At 67.3% G+C, this 16,568-nt stretch carries 16 protein-coding genes; 9 read left to right on the forward strand and 7 right to left on the reverse strand.

What is annotated here, in order from left to right; translation table 11 throughout:
- The first annotated feature begins 112 nt into the window (after window positions 1–112).
- From QM741_RS04475 to QM741_RS04495, 5 genes are all read left to right on the forward strand, one after another.
- Window positions 113–1,072 (forward strand): ribokinase, encoded by a 960-nt coding sequence (locus QM741_RS04475; RefSeq protein WP_415206534.1) that lies wholly within the window; start codon window positions 113–115, stop codon window positions 1,070–1,072.
- A 64-nt stretch (window positions 1,073–1,136) separates the two neighbouring features.
- The gene (gene dusA, locus QM741_RS04480) at window positions 1,137–2,141 is read left to right on the forward strand and encodes a tRNA dihydrouridine(20/20a) synthase DusA (protein ID WP_415206535.1); all 1,005 of its coding nucleotides are present in this window, start codon (window positions 1,137–1,139) and stop codon (window positions 2,139–2,141) included.
- A 52-nt stretch (window positions 2,142–2,193) separates the two neighbouring features.
- Window positions 2,194–2,490: a PepSY domain-containing protein gene (locus tag QM741_RS04485; protein WP_415206536.1), complete on the forward strand. Its 297-nt coding sequence runs from the start codon at window positions 2,194–2,196 to the stop codon at window positions 2,488–2,490.
- 18 nt (window positions 2,491–2,508) lie between these two features.
- Window positions 2,509–3,225: a response regulator transcription factor gene (locus QM741_RS04490; RefSeq protein WP_415206537.1), complete on the forward strand. Its 717-nt coding sequence runs from the start codon at window positions 2,509–2,511 to the stop codon at window positions 3,223–3,225.
- A gap of 20 nt (window positions 3,226–3,245) precedes the next feature.
- A complete protein-coding gene (locus tag QM741_RS04495) occupies window positions 3,246–4,646 on the forward strand; it encodes an ATP-binding protein (RefSeq protein ID WP_415206538.1) in 1,401 nt (466 codons plus the stop codon).
- A gap of 9 nt (window positions 4,647–4,655) precedes the next feature.
- Here the strand turns inward: QM741_RS04495 and QM741_RS04500 are convergent, their stop codons facing one another.
- From QM741_RS04500 to rsgA, 4 genes are all read right to left on the reverse strand, one after another.
- A complete protein-coding gene (locus tag QM741_RS04500) occupies window positions 4,656–5,960 on the reverse strand; it encodes an amidohydrolase (RefSeq protein WP_415206539.1) in 1,305 nt (434 codons plus the stop codon).
- A 61-nt stretch (window positions 5,961–6,021) separates the two neighbouring features.
- Window positions 6,022–7,284, reverse strand: a complete 1,263-nt coding sequence (locus tag QM741_RS04505; protein ID WP_415206540.1) for a flavohemoglobin expression-modulating QEGLA motif protein — start codon at window positions 7,282–7,284, stop codon at window positions 6,022–6,024.
- A 72-nt stretch (window positions 7,285–7,356) separates the two neighbouring features.
- Window positions 7,357–8,928 (reverse strand): sulfotransferase, encoded by a 1,572-nt coding sequence (locus tag QM741_RS04510; RefSeq protein WP_415206541.1) that lies wholly within the window; start codon window positions 8,926–8,928, stop codon window positions 7,357–7,359.
- Window positions 8,929–8,957: 29 nt separating this feature from the next.
- Complete coding sequence (gene rsgA / locus QM741_RS04515; RefSeq protein ID WP_415206542.1) at window positions 8,958–10,046, reverse strand: ribosome small subunit-dependent GTPase A; 1,089 nt, start codon at window positions 10,044–10,046, stop codon at window positions 8,958–8,960.
- Window positions 10,047–10,161: 115 nt separating this feature from the next.
- On the opposite strand from rsgA, the gene QM741_RS04520 reads away from it, so the two are divergent.
- The 4 genes from QM741_RS04520 to grxD all read left to right on the forward strand — a co-directional run bounded on the left by QM741_RS04520 (window position 10,162) and on the right by grxD (window position 14,052).
- A complete protein-coding gene (locus tag QM741_RS04520) occupies window positions 10,162–11,430 on the forward strand; it encodes an aminotransferase class I/II-fold pyridoxal phosphate-dependent enzyme (protein ID WP_415206543.1) in 1,269 nt (422 codons plus the stop codon).
- 81 nt (window positions 11,431–11,511) lie between these two features.
- A complete protein-coding gene (locus tag QM741_RS04525) occupies window positions 11,512–12,096 on the forward strand; it encodes an SGNH/GDSL hydrolase family protein (protein WP_415206544.1) in 585 nt (194 codons plus the stop codon).
- A gap of 111 nt (window positions 12,097–12,207) precedes the next feature.
- Window positions 12,208–13,011 (forward strand): UDP-2,3-diacylglucosamine diphosphatase, encoded by an 804-nt coding sequence (locus QM741_RS04530; protein ID WP_415206545.1) that lies wholly within the window; start codon window positions 12,208–12,210, stop codon window positions 13,009–13,011.
- Between the two features lie 114 nt (window positions 13,012–13,125).
- Window positions 13,126–14,052 carry a Grx4 family monothiol glutaredoxin gene (gene grxD, locus QM741_RS04535; protein WP_415206546.1) on the forward strand — a complete coding sequence of 309 codons (927 nt, stop codon included), beginning with the start codon at window positions 13,126–13,128 and terminating at the stop codon, window positions 14,050–14,052.
- A 15-nt stretch (window positions 14,053–14,067) separates the two neighbouring features.
- Here grxD and QM741_RS04540 read toward each other — a convergent pair whose 3' ends face one another.
- The 3 genes from QM741_RS04540 to QM741_RS04550 are packed head-to-tail and all read right to left on the reverse strand — an operon-like array spanning window position 14,068 to window position 16,497.
- Window positions 14,068–14,385, reverse strand: a complete 318-nt coding sequence (locus tag QM741_RS04540; protein ID WP_415209076.1) for a tetratricopeptide repeat protein — start codon at window positions 14,383–14,385, stop codon at window positions 14,068–14,070.
- Window positions 14,386–14,392: 7 nt separating this feature from the next.
- Window positions 14,393–15,721 carry a patatin-like phospholipase family protein gene (locus QM741_RS04545; protein ID WP_415206547.1) on the reverse strand — a complete coding sequence of 443 codons (1,329 nt, stop codon included), beginning with the start codon at window positions 15,719–15,721 and terminating at the stop codon, window positions 14,393–14,395.
- Window positions 15,718–16,497: a 3-hydroxybutyrate dehydrogenase gene (locus QM741_RS04550; RefSeq protein ID WP_415206548.1), complete on the reverse strand. Its 780-nt coding sequence runs from the start codon at window positions 16,495–16,497 to the stop codon at window positions 15,718–15,720. The genes QM741_RS04545 and QM741_RS04550 overlap by 4 nt, the downstream gene beginning before the upstream one ends.
- Window positions 16,498–16,568: the final 71 nt, after the last annotated feature.

A 16,568-nucleotide genomic window follows, 5' to 3' on the forward strand; every position in this document is an offset into this window, starting at 1 on the left:
CGTGTTCCAGAAAGAATGCCGGCGACCATGAGCAAAATCCAGGGTCGATTCGCAGCGACCGGCGGGGATCGGCATAGAATCGAACCCGCCCGAATCCAGTCCGCCCCTGTCCGTGAGCAACGCCATTCTCGTCGCCGGTTCCGCCAATCTCGACTTCGTCGTGCGCGCCGCGCACGTGCCCGCGCCGGGCGAAACCGTGCTCGGACGCGAGTTCGCGACGTTCCCCGGCGGCAAAGGCGCAAACCAGGCCGTCGCCTGCGCGCGCGCCGGCGGCGCAACGACGCGCATGCTGCTCGCGCTCGGCGAGGACCCATACGCCGCGCCGCTCGAAGCCTCGCTGCGTGGCGCCGGCGTCGAACTGCACGTGGTGCGCACGCGCGAGACCGCCACCGGCACGGCTTTCATCTGCCTCGCCGACGATGCCGAGAATGCGATCACCGTCGCGCCCGGCGCGAATGCGCTGCTGCGCGCCGAGCATCTGCCGCCGCTGGCTGGCGTGAGCCATCTGCTGCTGCAACTCGAAACGCCGATCGACACGGTCACGGCCTATGCCGTCGCCGCGCGCGCGGCGGGCGTGACCGTCGTGCTCAACGCCGCGCCGGCGCGCGAACTGCCGACCGCGCTGCTCGATGCGCTCGACGTGCTGATCGTCAACGAAGGCGAACTGGCGACGATCACCACCGGCCTCCGCGGCCGCATCGCCGAGGCGCTGACGCATCTCGCCGTGCCCTGCGTGATCGTCACGCTCGGCGCGCGCGGCGCCTGCGCGCGCGCGCGCGGCGAGTTCCACCTGCGCGCCGCGTATCGTGTCCGCCCGGTCGACACGACCGGTGCCGGCGACACGTTCTGCGGCGCGTTCACCGCGGCATCGTGCCAAGGCTCCGATCTGCCGGATGCGCTCGCGTTCGCCAGCGCCGCCGGCGCGCTCGCCACGACTCGCCTCGGCGCACAGACCGGCGTGCCGGCGCGCGACGAAGTCGAGAAATTCCGGCGCGCGCAAACCGCAATCGCCGACGACGACGCCTTGCGCCAACTTGCCGCGTACTGCGGCCTCGAAAATCGAAGCGTCTGACGGATTCGTCGCGCGAGTGGCGAATCCGCTACCATTCGCGCCCCGAATCCGTTTCGTTTCTCGCGTGTCCCTGCCGATCGTCAATCCCTGGACGCTGTGTGTCGCCCCGATGATGGATTGGACCGACCGCCATTGCCGGTACTTCCATCGCCTGCTGTCGCCGCACGCGCGCCTGTACACCGAGATGGTGACGACGGGCGCGATCCTGCACGGCGACCGCGCGCGCCATCTCGACTTCGACGCGGCCGAACATCCGGTCGCGCTGCAGCTCGGCGGCCACGAGCCGCGCGAACTGGCCGAGTGCGCGCGCATCGGCGCGGAATGGGGCTACGACGAGATCAACCTCAACGTCGGCTGCCCGTCCGACCGCGTGCAGTCCGGGCGCTTCGGCGCCTGCCTGATGCGCGAACCGGCGCTCGTGGCCGACTGCGTCGCGGCGACGCGCGCCGCCGTGTGCGGCCGTGATCGCGACGTGGCGGTGACGGTGAAATGCCGCATCGGCGTGGACGAACAGGACGACGAGGAGGACCTGCACCGCTTCGTCGAGGCGCAGGTCGGCGCCGGCCTGCAGACGCTGATCGTGCACGCGCGCAAGGCGTGGCTGCACGGCCTCTCGCCGAAGGAGAACCGCGAGATTCCGCCGCTCAATTACGAGCGCGTGTACCGGCTGAAGCGGGAATTTCCGCGCCTCGCGATCGTGATCAACGGCGGCATCGTCGATGCGGCGGCCGCGCAGGCGCATTGCGCAATCGTCGACGGCGTGATGCTCGGGCGCGCGGCCTGGCACGATCCGTTCGTGCTCGCACGCTGCGAGGCGGCGCTGTTCGGCACACCGCCGCCCGCGCGCGAGGAAGTGCTGCGGCGCCTGCGTGCGTACGTCGAGGCGCGGCTCGCCCGGGGCGAAGCGCTGAGCCATATGGCGCGGCATGTCCTCGGCCTCTATCTCGGCCTGCCGGGTGCGCGCGCGTTCCGCCGCACGCTGAGCGAGGGCATGCACCGGCCCGGCGCCGACTTCCGCGTCGTCGAACGGGCGATGTCGGGCCTGCGCGATTGCGCTTGCGCCGCTTGATCGGCCGTGCAGGCTCCTATAGTTCAGGCCCAATTCAATCGGCTTTCCCATAGTGACCTTCCCTGCCGCGCATTCCGCGGCGACGGTTTTTTTCCGACTCCTCCGCTGTGCGTTCGAAATGAAACTCCGCTGCGCCACGATCCTGCTGCTTGCCGCCTTCGCGTTCGCGTCGCATGATGCCCATGCCGCGCTGACGATGCAGGAGGCGATCGCCAAGGTGCAGCACGAAAGCGGCGGCAAGGTACTCTCGGCCGAAACCAAAATGCAGGGCCACAAGACGATTTACCGGATCAAGGTGCTGACGCGCGACGGTCAGGTGAAGATCATCGAGGTTCCTGCCGAAAACTGACCCCACAGGACTACCATCATGCGCGTACTGCTGGTCGAAGACGAAGCCCCGTTGCGTGAAACCCTCGCCGCGCGCCTCAAGCGCGACGGTTTCGCCGTGGACACCGCCGCCGACGGCGAGGAAGGCACTTTCCTCGGCCGCGAGGTGCCGTTCGACGTCGCCATCATCGACCTGGGTCTGCCGAAGAAGTCGGGCATGGACCTGGTCAAGGACCTGCGCGACGCCGGGCAGAAATATCCGATCCTCATCCTCACCGCCCGCTCGAGCTGGCAGGACAAGGTGCAGGGTCTCAAGCACGGCGCCGACGACTACCTCGTGAAGCCGTTCCATGTCGAGGAACTGCTCGCGCGCATCAACGCGCTCGTGCGCCGCGCCTCGGGCTGGACCAAGCCCACGCTCGAATGCGGCCCGATCGTGCTCGACACGACCGCGCAGACCGTGCACGTCAACGGCGCGCCAGCCGACCTGACCAGCTACGAATACAAGGTGCTCGAATACCTGATGCTGCACGCGGGCGAACTGGTGTCCAAGGCCGACCTGACCGAGCACATCTACCAGCAGGATTTCGACCGCGACTCCAACGTGCTCGAAGTGTTCATCGGCCGCCTGCGCCGCAAGCTCGATCCGGACAACTCGCTCAAGCCGATCGAGACGGTGCGCGGCCGCGGCTACCGCTTCGCGATTCCGCGCAGCGAAGGCACGCACGAGGCCGAAGGCGAAACCGCGGCCAAGTAGTTCCCGTACATCCCCCACGCATGGCGCGCCGACCTCTTTCCCTGCAAGCGCGCTCGCTGCTCGCGGCCAGCGTCATCCTGACCGCGTTCCTCGGCCTCGCCGGCGTCGCGCTCGACCGCGCGATCTACGACACCCTGCTGATCAGCCTGCACGACCGGCTGCAGGGCTACGCCGAAGCCTACATGGCGAAGTCCGACGTCAGCCGCGCGCGGCGCTGGATTCCGCCCGAAATCGATCCGGAGCCGTTCCTGAGCCCCGACAGCGGCTTCTACGCCGGCATGGTCGGCCCGGTCGAGGTCGATGGCGTGCGCCGCGACAACTGGCGCTCGCAGTCGGCCTACGCCGTCACCGACCTGCCGCAGTTCGACGCGATGCTCAAGCCCGGCGCCACCGCGTTCACGAAGGCGCCGGTCGACGGCGCCGGCGGAAAAATATACTTGTACAGCGTCGGACTGTCCTGGCCCGTGCCCGGCAAGGAACCGGTGCTGACGACAATCCACGTCGCCGAGGACGCGAGGCACCTCGATGCGCAGCGCAACGTGTTCCGCCGCAGCCTCGTGTTCACGTTCGGCGGCCTCGTCGTCGGCCTGCTGCTGCTGCTGCTCGGCCTCGTGCGCTGGATCCTGCAGCCGACGCGGCGCATCGCGATCGAACTCGTCCGCGTCGAACACGGCGAGCAGGAGCGGCTGTCGACCGACTATCCGCTCGAACTCAAGCGTCTGTCGCGCAGCATCAACGACTTCATCGACAGCGAGCGCAACAGCCTCAAGCGCTACCGCAACACGCTCGCCGACCTCGCCCACAGCCTGAAGACGCCGCTCGCGGTGATCCGCAGCCAGCTCGAAACCGGCGTCGAAGGCAAGGAATTCCGCTGGACCGTGCTCGAACAGGTCGGGCGCATGGACCAGATCGTCGCCTACCAGCTCTCGCGCGCGGCGACGAGCGGGCATTCGACCTTCGCCGCGCCGATCCTGATCGAGCCGCATGCCGAAGAGATCGTCAGCGGGCTGGAAAAAGTATATTCCACAAAAAATATACTCTGCGAATTCGACATCGACCCGAAAGCGCAGTTCTACGGCGAGGAGGGCGACCTGCTCGAACTGCTCGGCAACCTGCTCGAAAACGCGTTCAAATGGGCCGCGCACCGCGTGCTGCTGACCGCGCGCGCGATGCCGGGCGCGGCCGGCACGCGGCGCAACGGCCTGCTCCTGATCGTCGAGGACGACGGTCCCGGCATCCCCGAGGACAAGGTCGAGCACCTGCTCCAGCGCGGCGTGCGCGGCGACGAGCGCGTGCAGGGCCACGGCATCGGCCTCGCCATCGTGCAGGACCTGCTGCGCGCCTACCGCGGCATTCTCACCGTGTCGAAATCGGAAAATCTCGGCGGCGCCGCGTTCACCGTGCGCTTCGCACCGGGCTGAGTCGCGCGCCTACGATCCCGAAAGAAAATCCAGGCTGGCCTGCAGCATCGCCGCAACGCCGACCGGCAGCGCGCCCTCGTCGAGGAAGAACTTCGGCGAATGGTTGGTCGGCGCAGTAGCGGTATCCTGCCCCGCGGGCGTCGCGCCGACGAAAAAGTATACCGCCGGCGCCTTCGCGCCGAGCGGGAAGTACGGGAAGTCCTCCGATGCGGTCCAGCGCTCGGACTCGACGACATGATCCTTGCCCAGCGCTTTTTCGAGGCTGGCGCGCACGCGCACGGCGAGCGCGGGATCGTTGTAGGTGACCGGATTGCGGTCGGCGTCGGTTTCGGGCAAGTGCACGTCCACCGTCGCCCCGTTCGCGGCGGCGACGTGTTGCGCGATGTTGGTCAGGCTGGTCTTGATCTGTACGCGCATGCCTTCGTCGAACGTGCGGATCGTCCCCCCGAGTTCGGCCGAATCGGGCACGATGTTGAAACGCTGGCCGCCGTTGAACGTGCCGAACGTGAGCACCGCAGGCTGCTTGTTGATGTTGAGCTGGCGGCTGACGATGGTCTGCGCGTCGAGGACGATCTCGGACGCCGTGACGATCGGGTCGATACCGTTCCACGGCACCGCGCCATGGCTCTGGCGGCCGTGGATCGTGATGTGGAACGTGTCGGAACTCGCCAGCGTGCCGCCCGGACGGACACCGGCGATGCCGGCGTGGAGCGTGCTGACCACGTGCATCCCGAAGATCGCGTCGGGTTTCAAATCCTTGAAGATGCCATCGGCCACCATGCCGGGCGCACCGCCCGTCTCGCCCGGCGGCACGCCTTCCTCAGCGGGCTGGAAGATCAGCATGACCTCACCCGGCAGGTCGTTCTTCATCTTCGCGAAGACCTCGGCGATGCCGAGCAGCATGGCCGTGTGCGCATCGTGGCCGCAGGCATGCATGACGCCGACGGTCTTGCCGAGATATTCGCCGGTCGCCTTCGAGGCGAACGGCAGATCGACCTGCTCAGTCACGGGCAACGCGTCCATGTCGGCGCGGATCGCGAGTTTCGGCCCGGGCTTGCCGCCCTTGAGTACGCCGGTGACGCCGGTGTGGGCGATGCCGGTGCGCACGGTGTAGCCGAGCTTTTTCAATTCGTCCGCGACGATCTTCGAGGTGCGCGTTTCGCGGTTCGACAGTTCCGGATGCTGGTGGAAGTCACGCCGCCATTTCGTCACGTCGGGCAGCACGCTTTGCGCGAGCTGGGCGGAGGATTCGGCGGCGACGACCGAGCCAGAAGCGACGGAAAGCAGGACCGCAAGCGGCAGCATGTTTCGCATGATCAAAAGTCTCCGTTGGTACCGTCATTCCGGCGAAAGCAGGAATGACGGGCAGAAAAAATCAAACCCCCAACACCAGATCCTCCGCTTCGACGCGATCGAGGCGGATGCGGTTGGCGAACAGCGAGAACGAGAGCGTGCCGGCGAGCCCGTGCGCGTTCTGCACCCACGGCGGAATATAAACGGGCGCGGCGACGAAGCCCGAATCGAAATAGGGCTCGAGCGCAAGCACGTCGTGCAGGGTCATCTTGCCGGCGAACAGGCTGCGGCAGAGCTTGAGCCTGCGATGCTTGAACGCCCAGCGGAAGAACGTATGCACCGACAGCAGGCCGTGCAGGTAGACCGTGTCCTTGGTGAACGCGGCGCCGCCCGTGGTCGGCGCGCCGCGGAACACGCGCATCGCCGAGGTGAAGCTGTCGGCTTCGTTCTGCCCGGCGCCGAGGAAGAACTTGAACACCTCGATGAAATCGGCGCCGGCCAGCGCCTTGTCGATCGCCACGATGCGCAGCGAAATGCGCTTCATGCGGCCGATGTCGATCACGCCCGACATCAACTCGGCGAACGTGGCGAGGCCCTCCTGCGTCGCGGTGATGCGCGGCGAGTTCAGTGCCAGCGATTTCAGATGCGGCTGCCGGCGTCCGTTCAGCGCGGTCAGCGAATGCACGAAGGCTTCGTGTTCGAGCAATTGATGATGGTCGTAAGCGGAGAAATTCGTGCCGGCGCGCAGGCGGATGCGCGTCGGGCCCGCGGCGGCCTTGGCGATCAAGTCGGGGTCGAGTTCGACGCTGATCCTGTCGTGGACGAAGAAAGCGCCGATTTCGCGCTGGAGTTCATCGCAGAGCTGTTCGGCCGGAATGCACGCGGCATCGTCTTTTTCGTCGAGTTCGCCGCCGAGCTCGTCGGCGAGTTCGATGAAGTGCCGCGCGGCGTCGAGATTGCTGACCGCGCCGCCCGGCAGGCGGTCGCCGGGGCGGCCGAACAGGCGCGCGGAATGCTCGGTGATCGCCGGCGTGCCGGCCGCGTCGAGCAGCCCGGTCGCGTAGATCCACGATTGTGCGGCCCGGCGCAGGTAGTCGCCGACCGGATGCTGCGCATCGGCGGCGAGGAAGATGTTCTCCAGTTCCTCGCGCGCGGCCGAGTAGTCCTGCTTCGCATAGCCGACAGCCGGAAGCTTCGGCTGACCGCGGCGCCAGCCGTCGAGAAACTGCGCCTGCACCGAGGCCGGCCAGCTCACCGCGCCGAGCAGCTTGATGCCCTTGACCGCCGCGACGAGGCGACGGTCGATCTCGGCGAATGCGTTGAGCGATGCTGCGTCGTCGGACATGCCATCCACCCCGTGCATCCACACACTATCGCATCGGCGCGATTTTTCAAGCGCGCAACGCGCGTCCGCACGTCACTTCGCTGCCGGCGCATCCTGCGCGAGCGCCGGCAGACCCAGCGCGGCACGCAAGGGATCGAGCAACGCGCCGTATTTCGGTGCGCGCAGGGTCGGGCGACGCAACGGTTCGCGCACCTGCGTCGCGCTTGCGGTGCGCACCACGCGCACGGTCTCGTGGAAGCGCAGGCAGGCCGGATCGAACGGCAACGCGCAGAAATCGAGCAGGGCGCGCACCTGGCCTTCCGGATCGGCGAGCAGCGCCTCGTAGCCCTGCGGGCATACGCGCTCGGGATGGCGCAGCAGCCAATGCCGCGCGGCGCGATCGAAATCGCGCGAATACGCGCCGATGTCGGCGATGTCGTAGCTGAACGCCTGGCCGCCGCCGGCGAACAACTCGCGAAAACAGGCCAGCGCGGTTTCCAGCGGATCGCGCCGGCACACGACGACGCGCGCACCGGGCAACATCGCCGCGATGGCGCCGACGTGCCGCCAGTTGTCGGGCAGCTTGTCGGTGAAGCGCGGCCGTTCCCGGCGCCAACGCGCGGTGCGTTCGAGATAACGCTCGCCCAGGCGCCGCCAGTCGTCCGCGCCCGCTTCCGCAACCCAGTGCGGAAACGGTTTTCCGCGGCGCTGCGATTCCTCGCGCAGCACCTCGGGCAGATCGGGCAGTTCGCCGGCGCCATCGACCTGCGGATGCGAGGCGAGTATCTGCTCGGTCAGGCTCGACCCGGAACGCGGCATGCCGACGATGAAAACGACTTCGCTGCCGCGCATGCCGTCGGGCACGTCCGCCACATCGACGGCGAGGAATTCGTCGACGCGCGCACTGAACGCGGCCGCGTCCCACACGATCCGGCGGCGCACGTGCGCGTTGGCGTCGAGATAGGTGCGGTAAGCGTCCTCGTAGCGATCCACATCCTCGTAGCCGCGCGCGAGCGCGAAGCGGATCGAATTGGCGTCGTCGATCGACAGCTTGCCGTTGCGCACGCGTTCCATCGCGGCGACGTCGGCCGCATCGAAACGCAGATGCTTCAGGCCGTTCAATCCGAGCCATGCCTCGGCGCTGCCGGGATCGGCGCGCAGCATCGTGCGATAGCGTTCGGCCGCTTCGTCCGGGCGTCCGCTCACGCGCAACGTACGCGCATGCAGAAAGCCGATGCGCGCATCGTCCGGCGCCAGCCGCAGCGCCTGTTCGAGCACCGGCAGCGCCTGCAGGTCGCGCGCATCCTCGACCAGCGCCTTGCCGTGGTTGTACCGGAACGCGGCGACGTGCGGCGCCAGTTCGCAGGCACGCGCGAACGCGGCCACCGCGCCCGCTTTGTCGCCGAGCCGCCCGAGCGCATTGCCGAGACTGTTGTGCGCCAGCGCATCGTCCTCGCGCAACTGCAGCGAATGGCGCAGCAGGTCGACGGCCTCCGCATGGCGGCCCTGCGCATTGCGCAACGTCGCCATAAGACGCAATGCCTCGGTGCTGCCGGGAGCGGACGCGAGCGCGCCGAGCAGGTCGCGCTCGGCGCGCCCGAAGTCGCCGAGCTGCAACGCCTGTCTGGCCCGCTCGATCGCCGCCCGCGTCGCGGGCGAGGGCATCGAAGCCGAGGGAGCGGGCGACCGATCCATCAACGCCGACCGTACTTGTCGACCAGACGCTTGCCGAGCGCGCGCGTCTGCACCTTGGCGCCGGCCTTGCGTTCGAGTTGCGCGGCCAGCGATTCGTTGGCCACGCCGAGTTCCCCGCGCAGTTTCCTGTAGCTGTCCCAGCGCGCCGGATCGAGCGCGCCCGACTCGAGCGCGGCGCGCACCGCGCAGCCGGGTTCGGCGCCGTGCGCGCAGTCGCCGAACCGGCATTCGAGCGCAAGCGCTTCGACGTCGTCGAAGCTCGCTTCGGCGAGGTCCTCCTCGCCGGTGAGTTTCAGCTCGCGCATGCCCGGCGTATCGATCAGGCAGCCGCCGCTCGGCAACGTGATCAGCGCGCGGTACGTGGTCGTGTGGCGGCCCCGGCTGTCGTGCTCGCGCACCGCGCCCGTGGCCTGGCGCGCGTGGCCGAGCAAGGTGTTGGTCAGCGTCGATTTGCCCGCGCCGCTCGAACCGAGCAGTACCGCGGTATCGCCACGCTGCAAATGGCGCAGCAGCGGCGCGACCATCGGCGCGCGCTTGACGTTCATCGCGTGCAGTTCGACCTCCTGCGGAATCTGCGCGCGCAGCGCGGCGATTTCGGCGTGCATGGCCGCATCGGCGAGGAAATCGGCCTTGGTCAGCACGATCACGGGACGAACGCCGCTGCCGGCGAGCAGCAGCAGGTAGCGTTCGATGCGGCGCGGATTGAAGTCGCCGTCGAGGCCCATCAGCACGAACGCGGTATCGATATTGGTCGCGATGATCTGGCGCGCGTAGCGCTCGCCCGCGGCGGCGCGCGCAAGCGTCGTGCGCCGCGGCAGCACCGCGTGGATCACCGCCGGAGTCGCCGCGTCGACGAGGACGAAATCGCCGACCGCTGGGCGATCCTCCGGTGCGGCACGGCGACGCAGAAAACGCGGCGCGGGCTGCGCGGGAAACTCGTCGCTGCCGTCGTTGAGCACGTAGCCGTTGCGGTGCTGGACGACGACGCGCGCCGCGCGCCATGCCGGATCCGTGCCGTCCGGCAACGGCGCGTCCACGCGCCAGCCGATCGCGGCGAGCCGGGATAGGGTTTCCTCATCGAACTGCATGGACGGATTCTAACCGCCGCGCAGAACGTTGCCCGCAAAATGCTTGAATTCACGCCTTGTTCGGCTAGGATGGCCCGTTCAAATATCGTGAAATGCCCGCAGAGGCCGTCGTTCCATGTCGATCCAAGGCAAGTCGAGTCGAGTCAACCGCCCCGTGCGCACCGGCGCGCGGCTGGAAAACGTGCGCTACGAAATCCGCGGCGCGCTTGCCCGCCGCGCGCTCGAGCTCGAGGCCGCCGGCCGCAAGATCGCCAAGCTCAATATCGGCAACCCGTCCGTGTTCGGCTTCACCGTGCCCGACCACGTGCGTCAGGCGATCGAGCGCAATCTCGTGTCGAGCGAAGCCTATTGCCACCAGAAAGGCCTGGTCGAGGCGCGCGAGGCGATCGTCGCCCAGCAGCATCAACACGGCATCGCCCAGGCGCACGTCGACCGCATCTTCATCGGCAACGGCGTCAGCGAACTGATCGACCTCGCCCTGCGCTCGCTGCTCAGCGACGGCGACGAGGTGCTGCTGCCGAGCCCGGACTACCCGTTGTGGAGCGCCGCGGTCACGCTCAACGGCGGCAGGCCGGTCTACTACACCTGCCCGGCCGAGCGCGAGCACACGCCCGACGCGGCCGAGATCGAGGCGCTGGTCACGCCGCGCACGCGCGCGATCGTGCTGGTCAATCCGAACAATCCGACCGGCGCGATCTATCCGCGCGAATTGCTCGAGGCGATCGTGCGCATCGCCGACCGGCACGGCCTCGTGCTGATGTCGGACGAAATCTACGACGAGATCGTCTACGACCAGGCCGAGTTCACCCCGCTGGCGAAGATCGCCGGCGACGTGCCGTGTTTGACGTTCGATGGTCTCTCCAAGGTGCAGCGCGCCTGCGGCTATCGCGTCGGCTGGCTATCGATGACCGGCGCGAAAGCCGCGATCGAACCGCTCGAAGCGGCGCTCGACCTGCTCGCAAGCCTGCGCCTGTGCGCGAACGTCGCCGGCCAGTACGCGATCGCGCCGTCGCTCGAAGGGCCGCAGACGATCGCGCAACTCGTCGCCCCCGGCGGACGCCTGTACGAGACGCGGCAGGCCGTGATCGAATCCTGCGCGGCGAGCCGCTATCTCGACCTCGTCGCGCCGAAGGGCGCGATGTACGCGTTCCCGAGCGTGCGCGCCGACCGCCTGCCCGGCTTCGACGACGAAGCCTTCGCGCTCGACCTGCTCGAAAGCGAGAACGTGCTGATCGTGCCGGGCCGCGGTTTCAATTGCGTGCCGCGCAACCATTTCCGCATCACCCTGTTGCCGTTGGCGCCGCAGATGCGCGAGGTGTTCGCGCGGATCGAGCGCGTGCTCGAACGCATGGACGCGACGCAGCCGCAGCGCCAGGTCGCATAGGGGCGCGATTCATCGCGCCCGGCTTTACGTTGATGCTCGCAACAAGCAACGTTTGATGAATCGAACTCCTACGCAAGGCACATGACCTACCTCGCCGTCGGCGATTCGTACACGATCGGCGAAGGCGTCGCCGAGGCCGAACGCTGGCCCGTGCAGCTCGCACGCGCGCTCGGCATCGATGCGCCCGAAATCCTCGCGCGCACCGGCTGGACCACGGACGAACTCGCCGCGGCGATGGCGCAGCATGCGTTTCATCCGCCTTACGACCTCGTCTCGCTGCTGATCGGCGTCAACGACCAGTACCGCGGCCGCAACGTCGCCGACTATCGCGCCGGATTCCGGGTCTTGCTCGACCGCGCGATCGAACTGGCCGGCAGCAGGCCGCAGCACGTCATCGTCGTCTCGATTCCCGACTGGGGGGTCACCCGCTTCGGCCGCGAAAGCGGGCGCGAAGCGGCGCAGATCGCGCGCGAAATCGATCTGTACAACGCCGCCAACGCGGAAATTTCTCTTTCCGTCCGCATGCACTACGTCGACGTGACCGCATTCTCACGGGAACATCCCGACTGGGTCGTCGACGACGGCTTGCACCCGAACGGCGCTGCATATCGCCGCTGGAGCGAAGCCATTCTGCCGATTGCGCGACGCGTGTTCGAGATGCGCTGATTCTCGGCCCCCAACCCTCGAATCCCTGTCACCGCACTGACTTCCGCACGAAACAAACTTTTTATACTTTTTGCTTATGCTGCATTCCCGGACCGATTCCGGGAGTCAGCCATGCCGCCGCGCCGCTACCGCAGCATTTTCATCTCCGACGTGCATTTGGGCCTGCGCGACTGCCAGGCCGGCTATTTGCTCGATTTCCTGCGCGAGACCGCGAGCGAGCGGCTTTATCTCGTCGGCGACATCGTCGATCTGGAAAACATGCTGCTCAAGCCGTATTGGCATGCGAGCCATACGGCGGTGCTCACCGAACTGTTCGCCATCGCCGCGCGAGGTACGCGCGTGACCTTCATTCCGGGCAACCACGACGCGGCGCTGCGCCGCTTCGCCGGGCAGCGCTTCGGCGGCATCGAGATCGCGCTCGACGCCGTGCACGTCGGCGCGGACGGCCGCCGCTACAAGGTCAGCCACGGCGACGAGTTCGACGGCGGGCACGCGGCGCCGGCCTGGCTGATGCGCGTGGGCGAGGTGCTGCAGCGTTTCGTCGGCGCGCTCAATCGCGTCGGCAACGCGCTGCGCCGCCGTCTCGGCTTCGACTACCGCACGATCTCGCTCGGCATCAAATTGCGCATCGGCACCGCACGGCGCTTCATCGAGGACTTCGAGACGCGCGTCGCCGAATACGCGCGCGAAAAGGGTTTCGACGGCCATATCTGCGGCCACATCCATCGCGGCCGCATCCGCGACGAGGCCGGCACGCTCTACCTCAACGACGGCGACTGGGTCGAGCACTGCACTGTGCTCGTCGAGCACCACGACGGCGCGATGGAAGTGCTGCACTGGAGCGAACGCGAGCTGTCCGTCGCGAATTCGCCGGCGGCGCGGATCGAGAGCGAACCGCTGCCGGTCGCGGCGTGACCCCTTTGCTGTCATTCCCGTGAAGGCGGGAGTGACGAAACGGAAAGGTTGAGATCGATATTGCGCGGCCCAAGATCGGGGATAATCTTCTTCCCGATCTTCGTGGATTCCGCCATGTCGCTGTTACCCGCCACGCGCATCCGTATCGAAACCCTGCTGCGCGACAACCCCGTCGTACTCTTCATGAAAGGCTCGCCGCAGGCGCCGCAATGCGGATTTTCGGCGGCCGCCTCGGGCGTGCTCAACGAACTGCTGCCGGAGTACGCCAGCGTCAACGTGCTCGAAGACGCGGAAATGCGCGAGGGCATCAAGGAATTCGGCAACTGGCCGACGATCCCGCAGCTCTACGTGAAGGGCGAACTGGTCGGCGGCGCCGACATCGTGCAGTCGATGTACAACTCGGGCGAGCTGCAAGCATTGTTCGGCCTGCCGCAGCCCGACCGCTCGCCGCCGCAGATCACGATCACCGACAAGGCCGCGCAGGCGATCCGCGGCGCGCTCGCCGACGCCGAGCCGGGCCTGGCGCTGCATCTCAACATCGATGCGCGCTACCAGCCGCAGTTCCATCTCGCCGAGCCGGCGGACGACGCGATCCGTTCGGAGTCGAACGGCATCGACGTGCTGTTCGATCTCGCCAGCGCGCAGCGCGCGCGCGGGATCCGCATCGACTGGGTCGAGACGATGCAGGGCGCGGGACTTGCGATCGACAACCCGAATGCGCCTTCGGGCGTCAAGCAGCTTTCGGTGAAGGAGCTCGCCGAACGCCTCGCGGCGAACGACATCACCGTCGTCGACGTGCGTCCGTCCGAGGAGCGCGCGATGGCCGCGCTGAAAACACCGTTCCGCACGCTCGACAAAGGCATCGGCGCGCTCGCCGACCTGCCCAAGGACGCGCCGATCGCCTTCCTCTGCCGCAGCGGCGGCCGCAGCCAACAGGCGGCCGAGCAGTTCCGCGCGCACGGTTACACGAAGGTCTACAACGTCGCCGGCGGCATCAATGCCTGGGCGCGCGAAGTCGATACGACGATTGTCGAGTATTGATCGCGCGCCGCCCCGCTACTTTTCCAGCCGGCGCAGGAACACGGTCATTTCCTTTTCGGCCTGCTTGTCGCCGCGGCGGGCGGCGGCAGCGATGCCGGCGCGATAGGCGTCGATCGCACCGGCCGTGTCACCGGACGTGGCCAATGTCTTGCCGAGCAACTTCCACACGGCGGAATAGCCGGGATCGAAGCGCAGTGCCTCGCGCAATTCAATAATCGCTGCCGGCATATCGTTGTTCGTCAACAGCGCATTCGCGAGCGACATGCGCAGCAGCGCGCCGTCGCGCGGGCCGCCGCGCATCGCGCGCAATCGCTCGATCGGATCGGCCTGCACGACGAACTTATTCCATGCGCGGACCGCCACGGCCATGGCGGTGCACGTCGTGGGTGACCACGCCGACACGCCGCGACGGCGGCACGAAGAATTCCGGATGCGCCAGCGTGTTGCGCATGTCGGCGAGACCCGCGCGCCAGTGCTCGGCCATCGTGCTCGGCGCGAACGCGTAGTCCTTGTATTGTTCCTCGAACGGCTTGGTCTTGTAGATCAGGTGGATGATGTCGTAGACGCGGTCGGACAACCACGGCTCGAGCTCGGCGCGCATCTGCGGCGTGATGTGTTCGGTGGGGATTTCCTTGAGCAGCGCGTAAAGCGTGGTGCGCAGGTTCTGACGGCGTTGCACGACCTTGGTGCCGAAGCGCGTGCGGCTCGAGAACTGGATGTCCTTCTGCCGTTCGGCCACTTCCATGACGTTGCGCGGCAGCACCCCCTGTGCGCGCCAGAGATCGACCTGGAAGACGAGGCTGTCGCGGCGCGGCGTCTGACTGAGCACGTGGTCGAGTGGCGTATTCGAGACGAGGCCGCCGTCCCAGTAGTGCTCGCCGTCGACCTCGACCGCGGCGAACGCGGGCGGCAGCGCGCCCGAGGCCATGACGTGTTCGGCGCGGATTTTCGTTTTCGGCTCACCGGGCTTGTCGAAGTTGTCGAAGTAGACGAAGTTGCCGCTACGCACGTTGACCGCGCCGACCGAGAAGCGCACGTCGCCGGCGTTGATGCGGTCGAAGTCGACGAATTCCTCGAGCGTGGATTTCAGCGGCGCGGTGTCGTAGAAGCTCGTCGACGATTCGATGTGGCCGACGCCGACGTACGGCGGCGGGAAACGCGGCACGAAGAAGCCCGACTGGCCGAACAGCAGCGCCGCGAGCGCGCCCTGCACGTTGGCGAGCGCGAGCGTGGATTTTTCCAGCGGCAGTTTCTGGCGCAGCGCCTCCTGCCACTCGAACCACTGGTGGCCGAACGGGATCGCCGGGATCGAGATGCGGTCCCAGAACGCATGCAGCCGCTCGAGGCGCCGCTCGGGCGCGTTGCCGGCAAGGATCGCGGCGTTGATCGCGCCGATCGAGATGCCGGCGAACCAGTTCGGCAGGATGCCGGCCTTGTGCAGACCCTCGTAGACGCCGCACTGGTACGAACCGAGCGCGCCACCGCCTTGCAGCATCAGCGCGACAGTCTCGTACTTGCGCGCGGATTCGAGCGGCGACGGCACCTTGCCGTTGGCCGCGCCCTTCGCGTTTTTGCCCGTCGCCTGCACCCTTTCGCGCACGCTCGCGGACTTGGCGGCTCGGCGCTTTGCCGAGTCACGAATCACGAATCCCGAATCATGGCCTTTCATTGCATGAACCACCCATGGCTGACGACGAGCGATTGCCCGGTCAACGCATTGGTCTCGAAACCGCCGAGGAACAGCGCGACGTTGGCGACGTCGTCGACCGTGGTGAACTCGCCGTCGACCGTATCCTTGAGCATCACGTTCCTGATCACGTCCGCTTCGGAAATGCCGAGCTCCTTGGCCTGCTCGGGAATCTGCTTGTCGACCAGCGGCGTGCGCACGAAGCCCGGGCAGATCACGTTCGCGCGCACGTTGTGCGCCGCGCCTTCCTTGGCCACGACCTTGGCCAGGCCGATCAGGCCGTGCTTGGCGGTGACGTACGGCGCCTTGAGCTTGGACGCTTCCTTCGAATGCACCGAGCCCATGTAGATGATCGCGCCGCCCTTGCCGGCATACATGTGCCTGAGCGCCGCCCGGGTGGTCAGAAACGCTCCATCCACGTGAATCGCCATCAGCTTCTTCCAGTCGGCATAGGAAAAATTCTCGATCGGATTGACGATCTGGATGCCGGCGTTGGAGACGAGGATGTCGATGCCGCCGAGATCCTTGACGCATTTGTCGACGCCGGCGTCGACCGCGGCCTCGTCGGTCACGTCCATGATCACCGTCGTCGCCTTGACGCCGCGCGCACGAATCTCTGCGGCTGCGGCATCCGCGGCAGTCGGGTTGATGTCGGCGATCGCGATATGGCAGCCGTTGTCGGCATACACCTCGGCGATGCGCTTGCCGATGCCGCTCGCCGCGCCCGTGATCAGGGCGACTTTGCCTTTTACGCTCATGGGAATTCCTTGTGAGTCGGGGAAGAGGAAGAAAAAGCGCTTAACGCGGATTTGCGCGGATAAGAGCGGAT

Origin of the sequence: Rudaea sp. (genome assembly GCF_047601565.1) — a bacterium.
Taxonomy (GTDB): domain Bacteria; phylum Pseudomonadota; class Gammaproteobacteria; order Xanthomonadales; family Rhodanobacteraceae; genus Rudaea.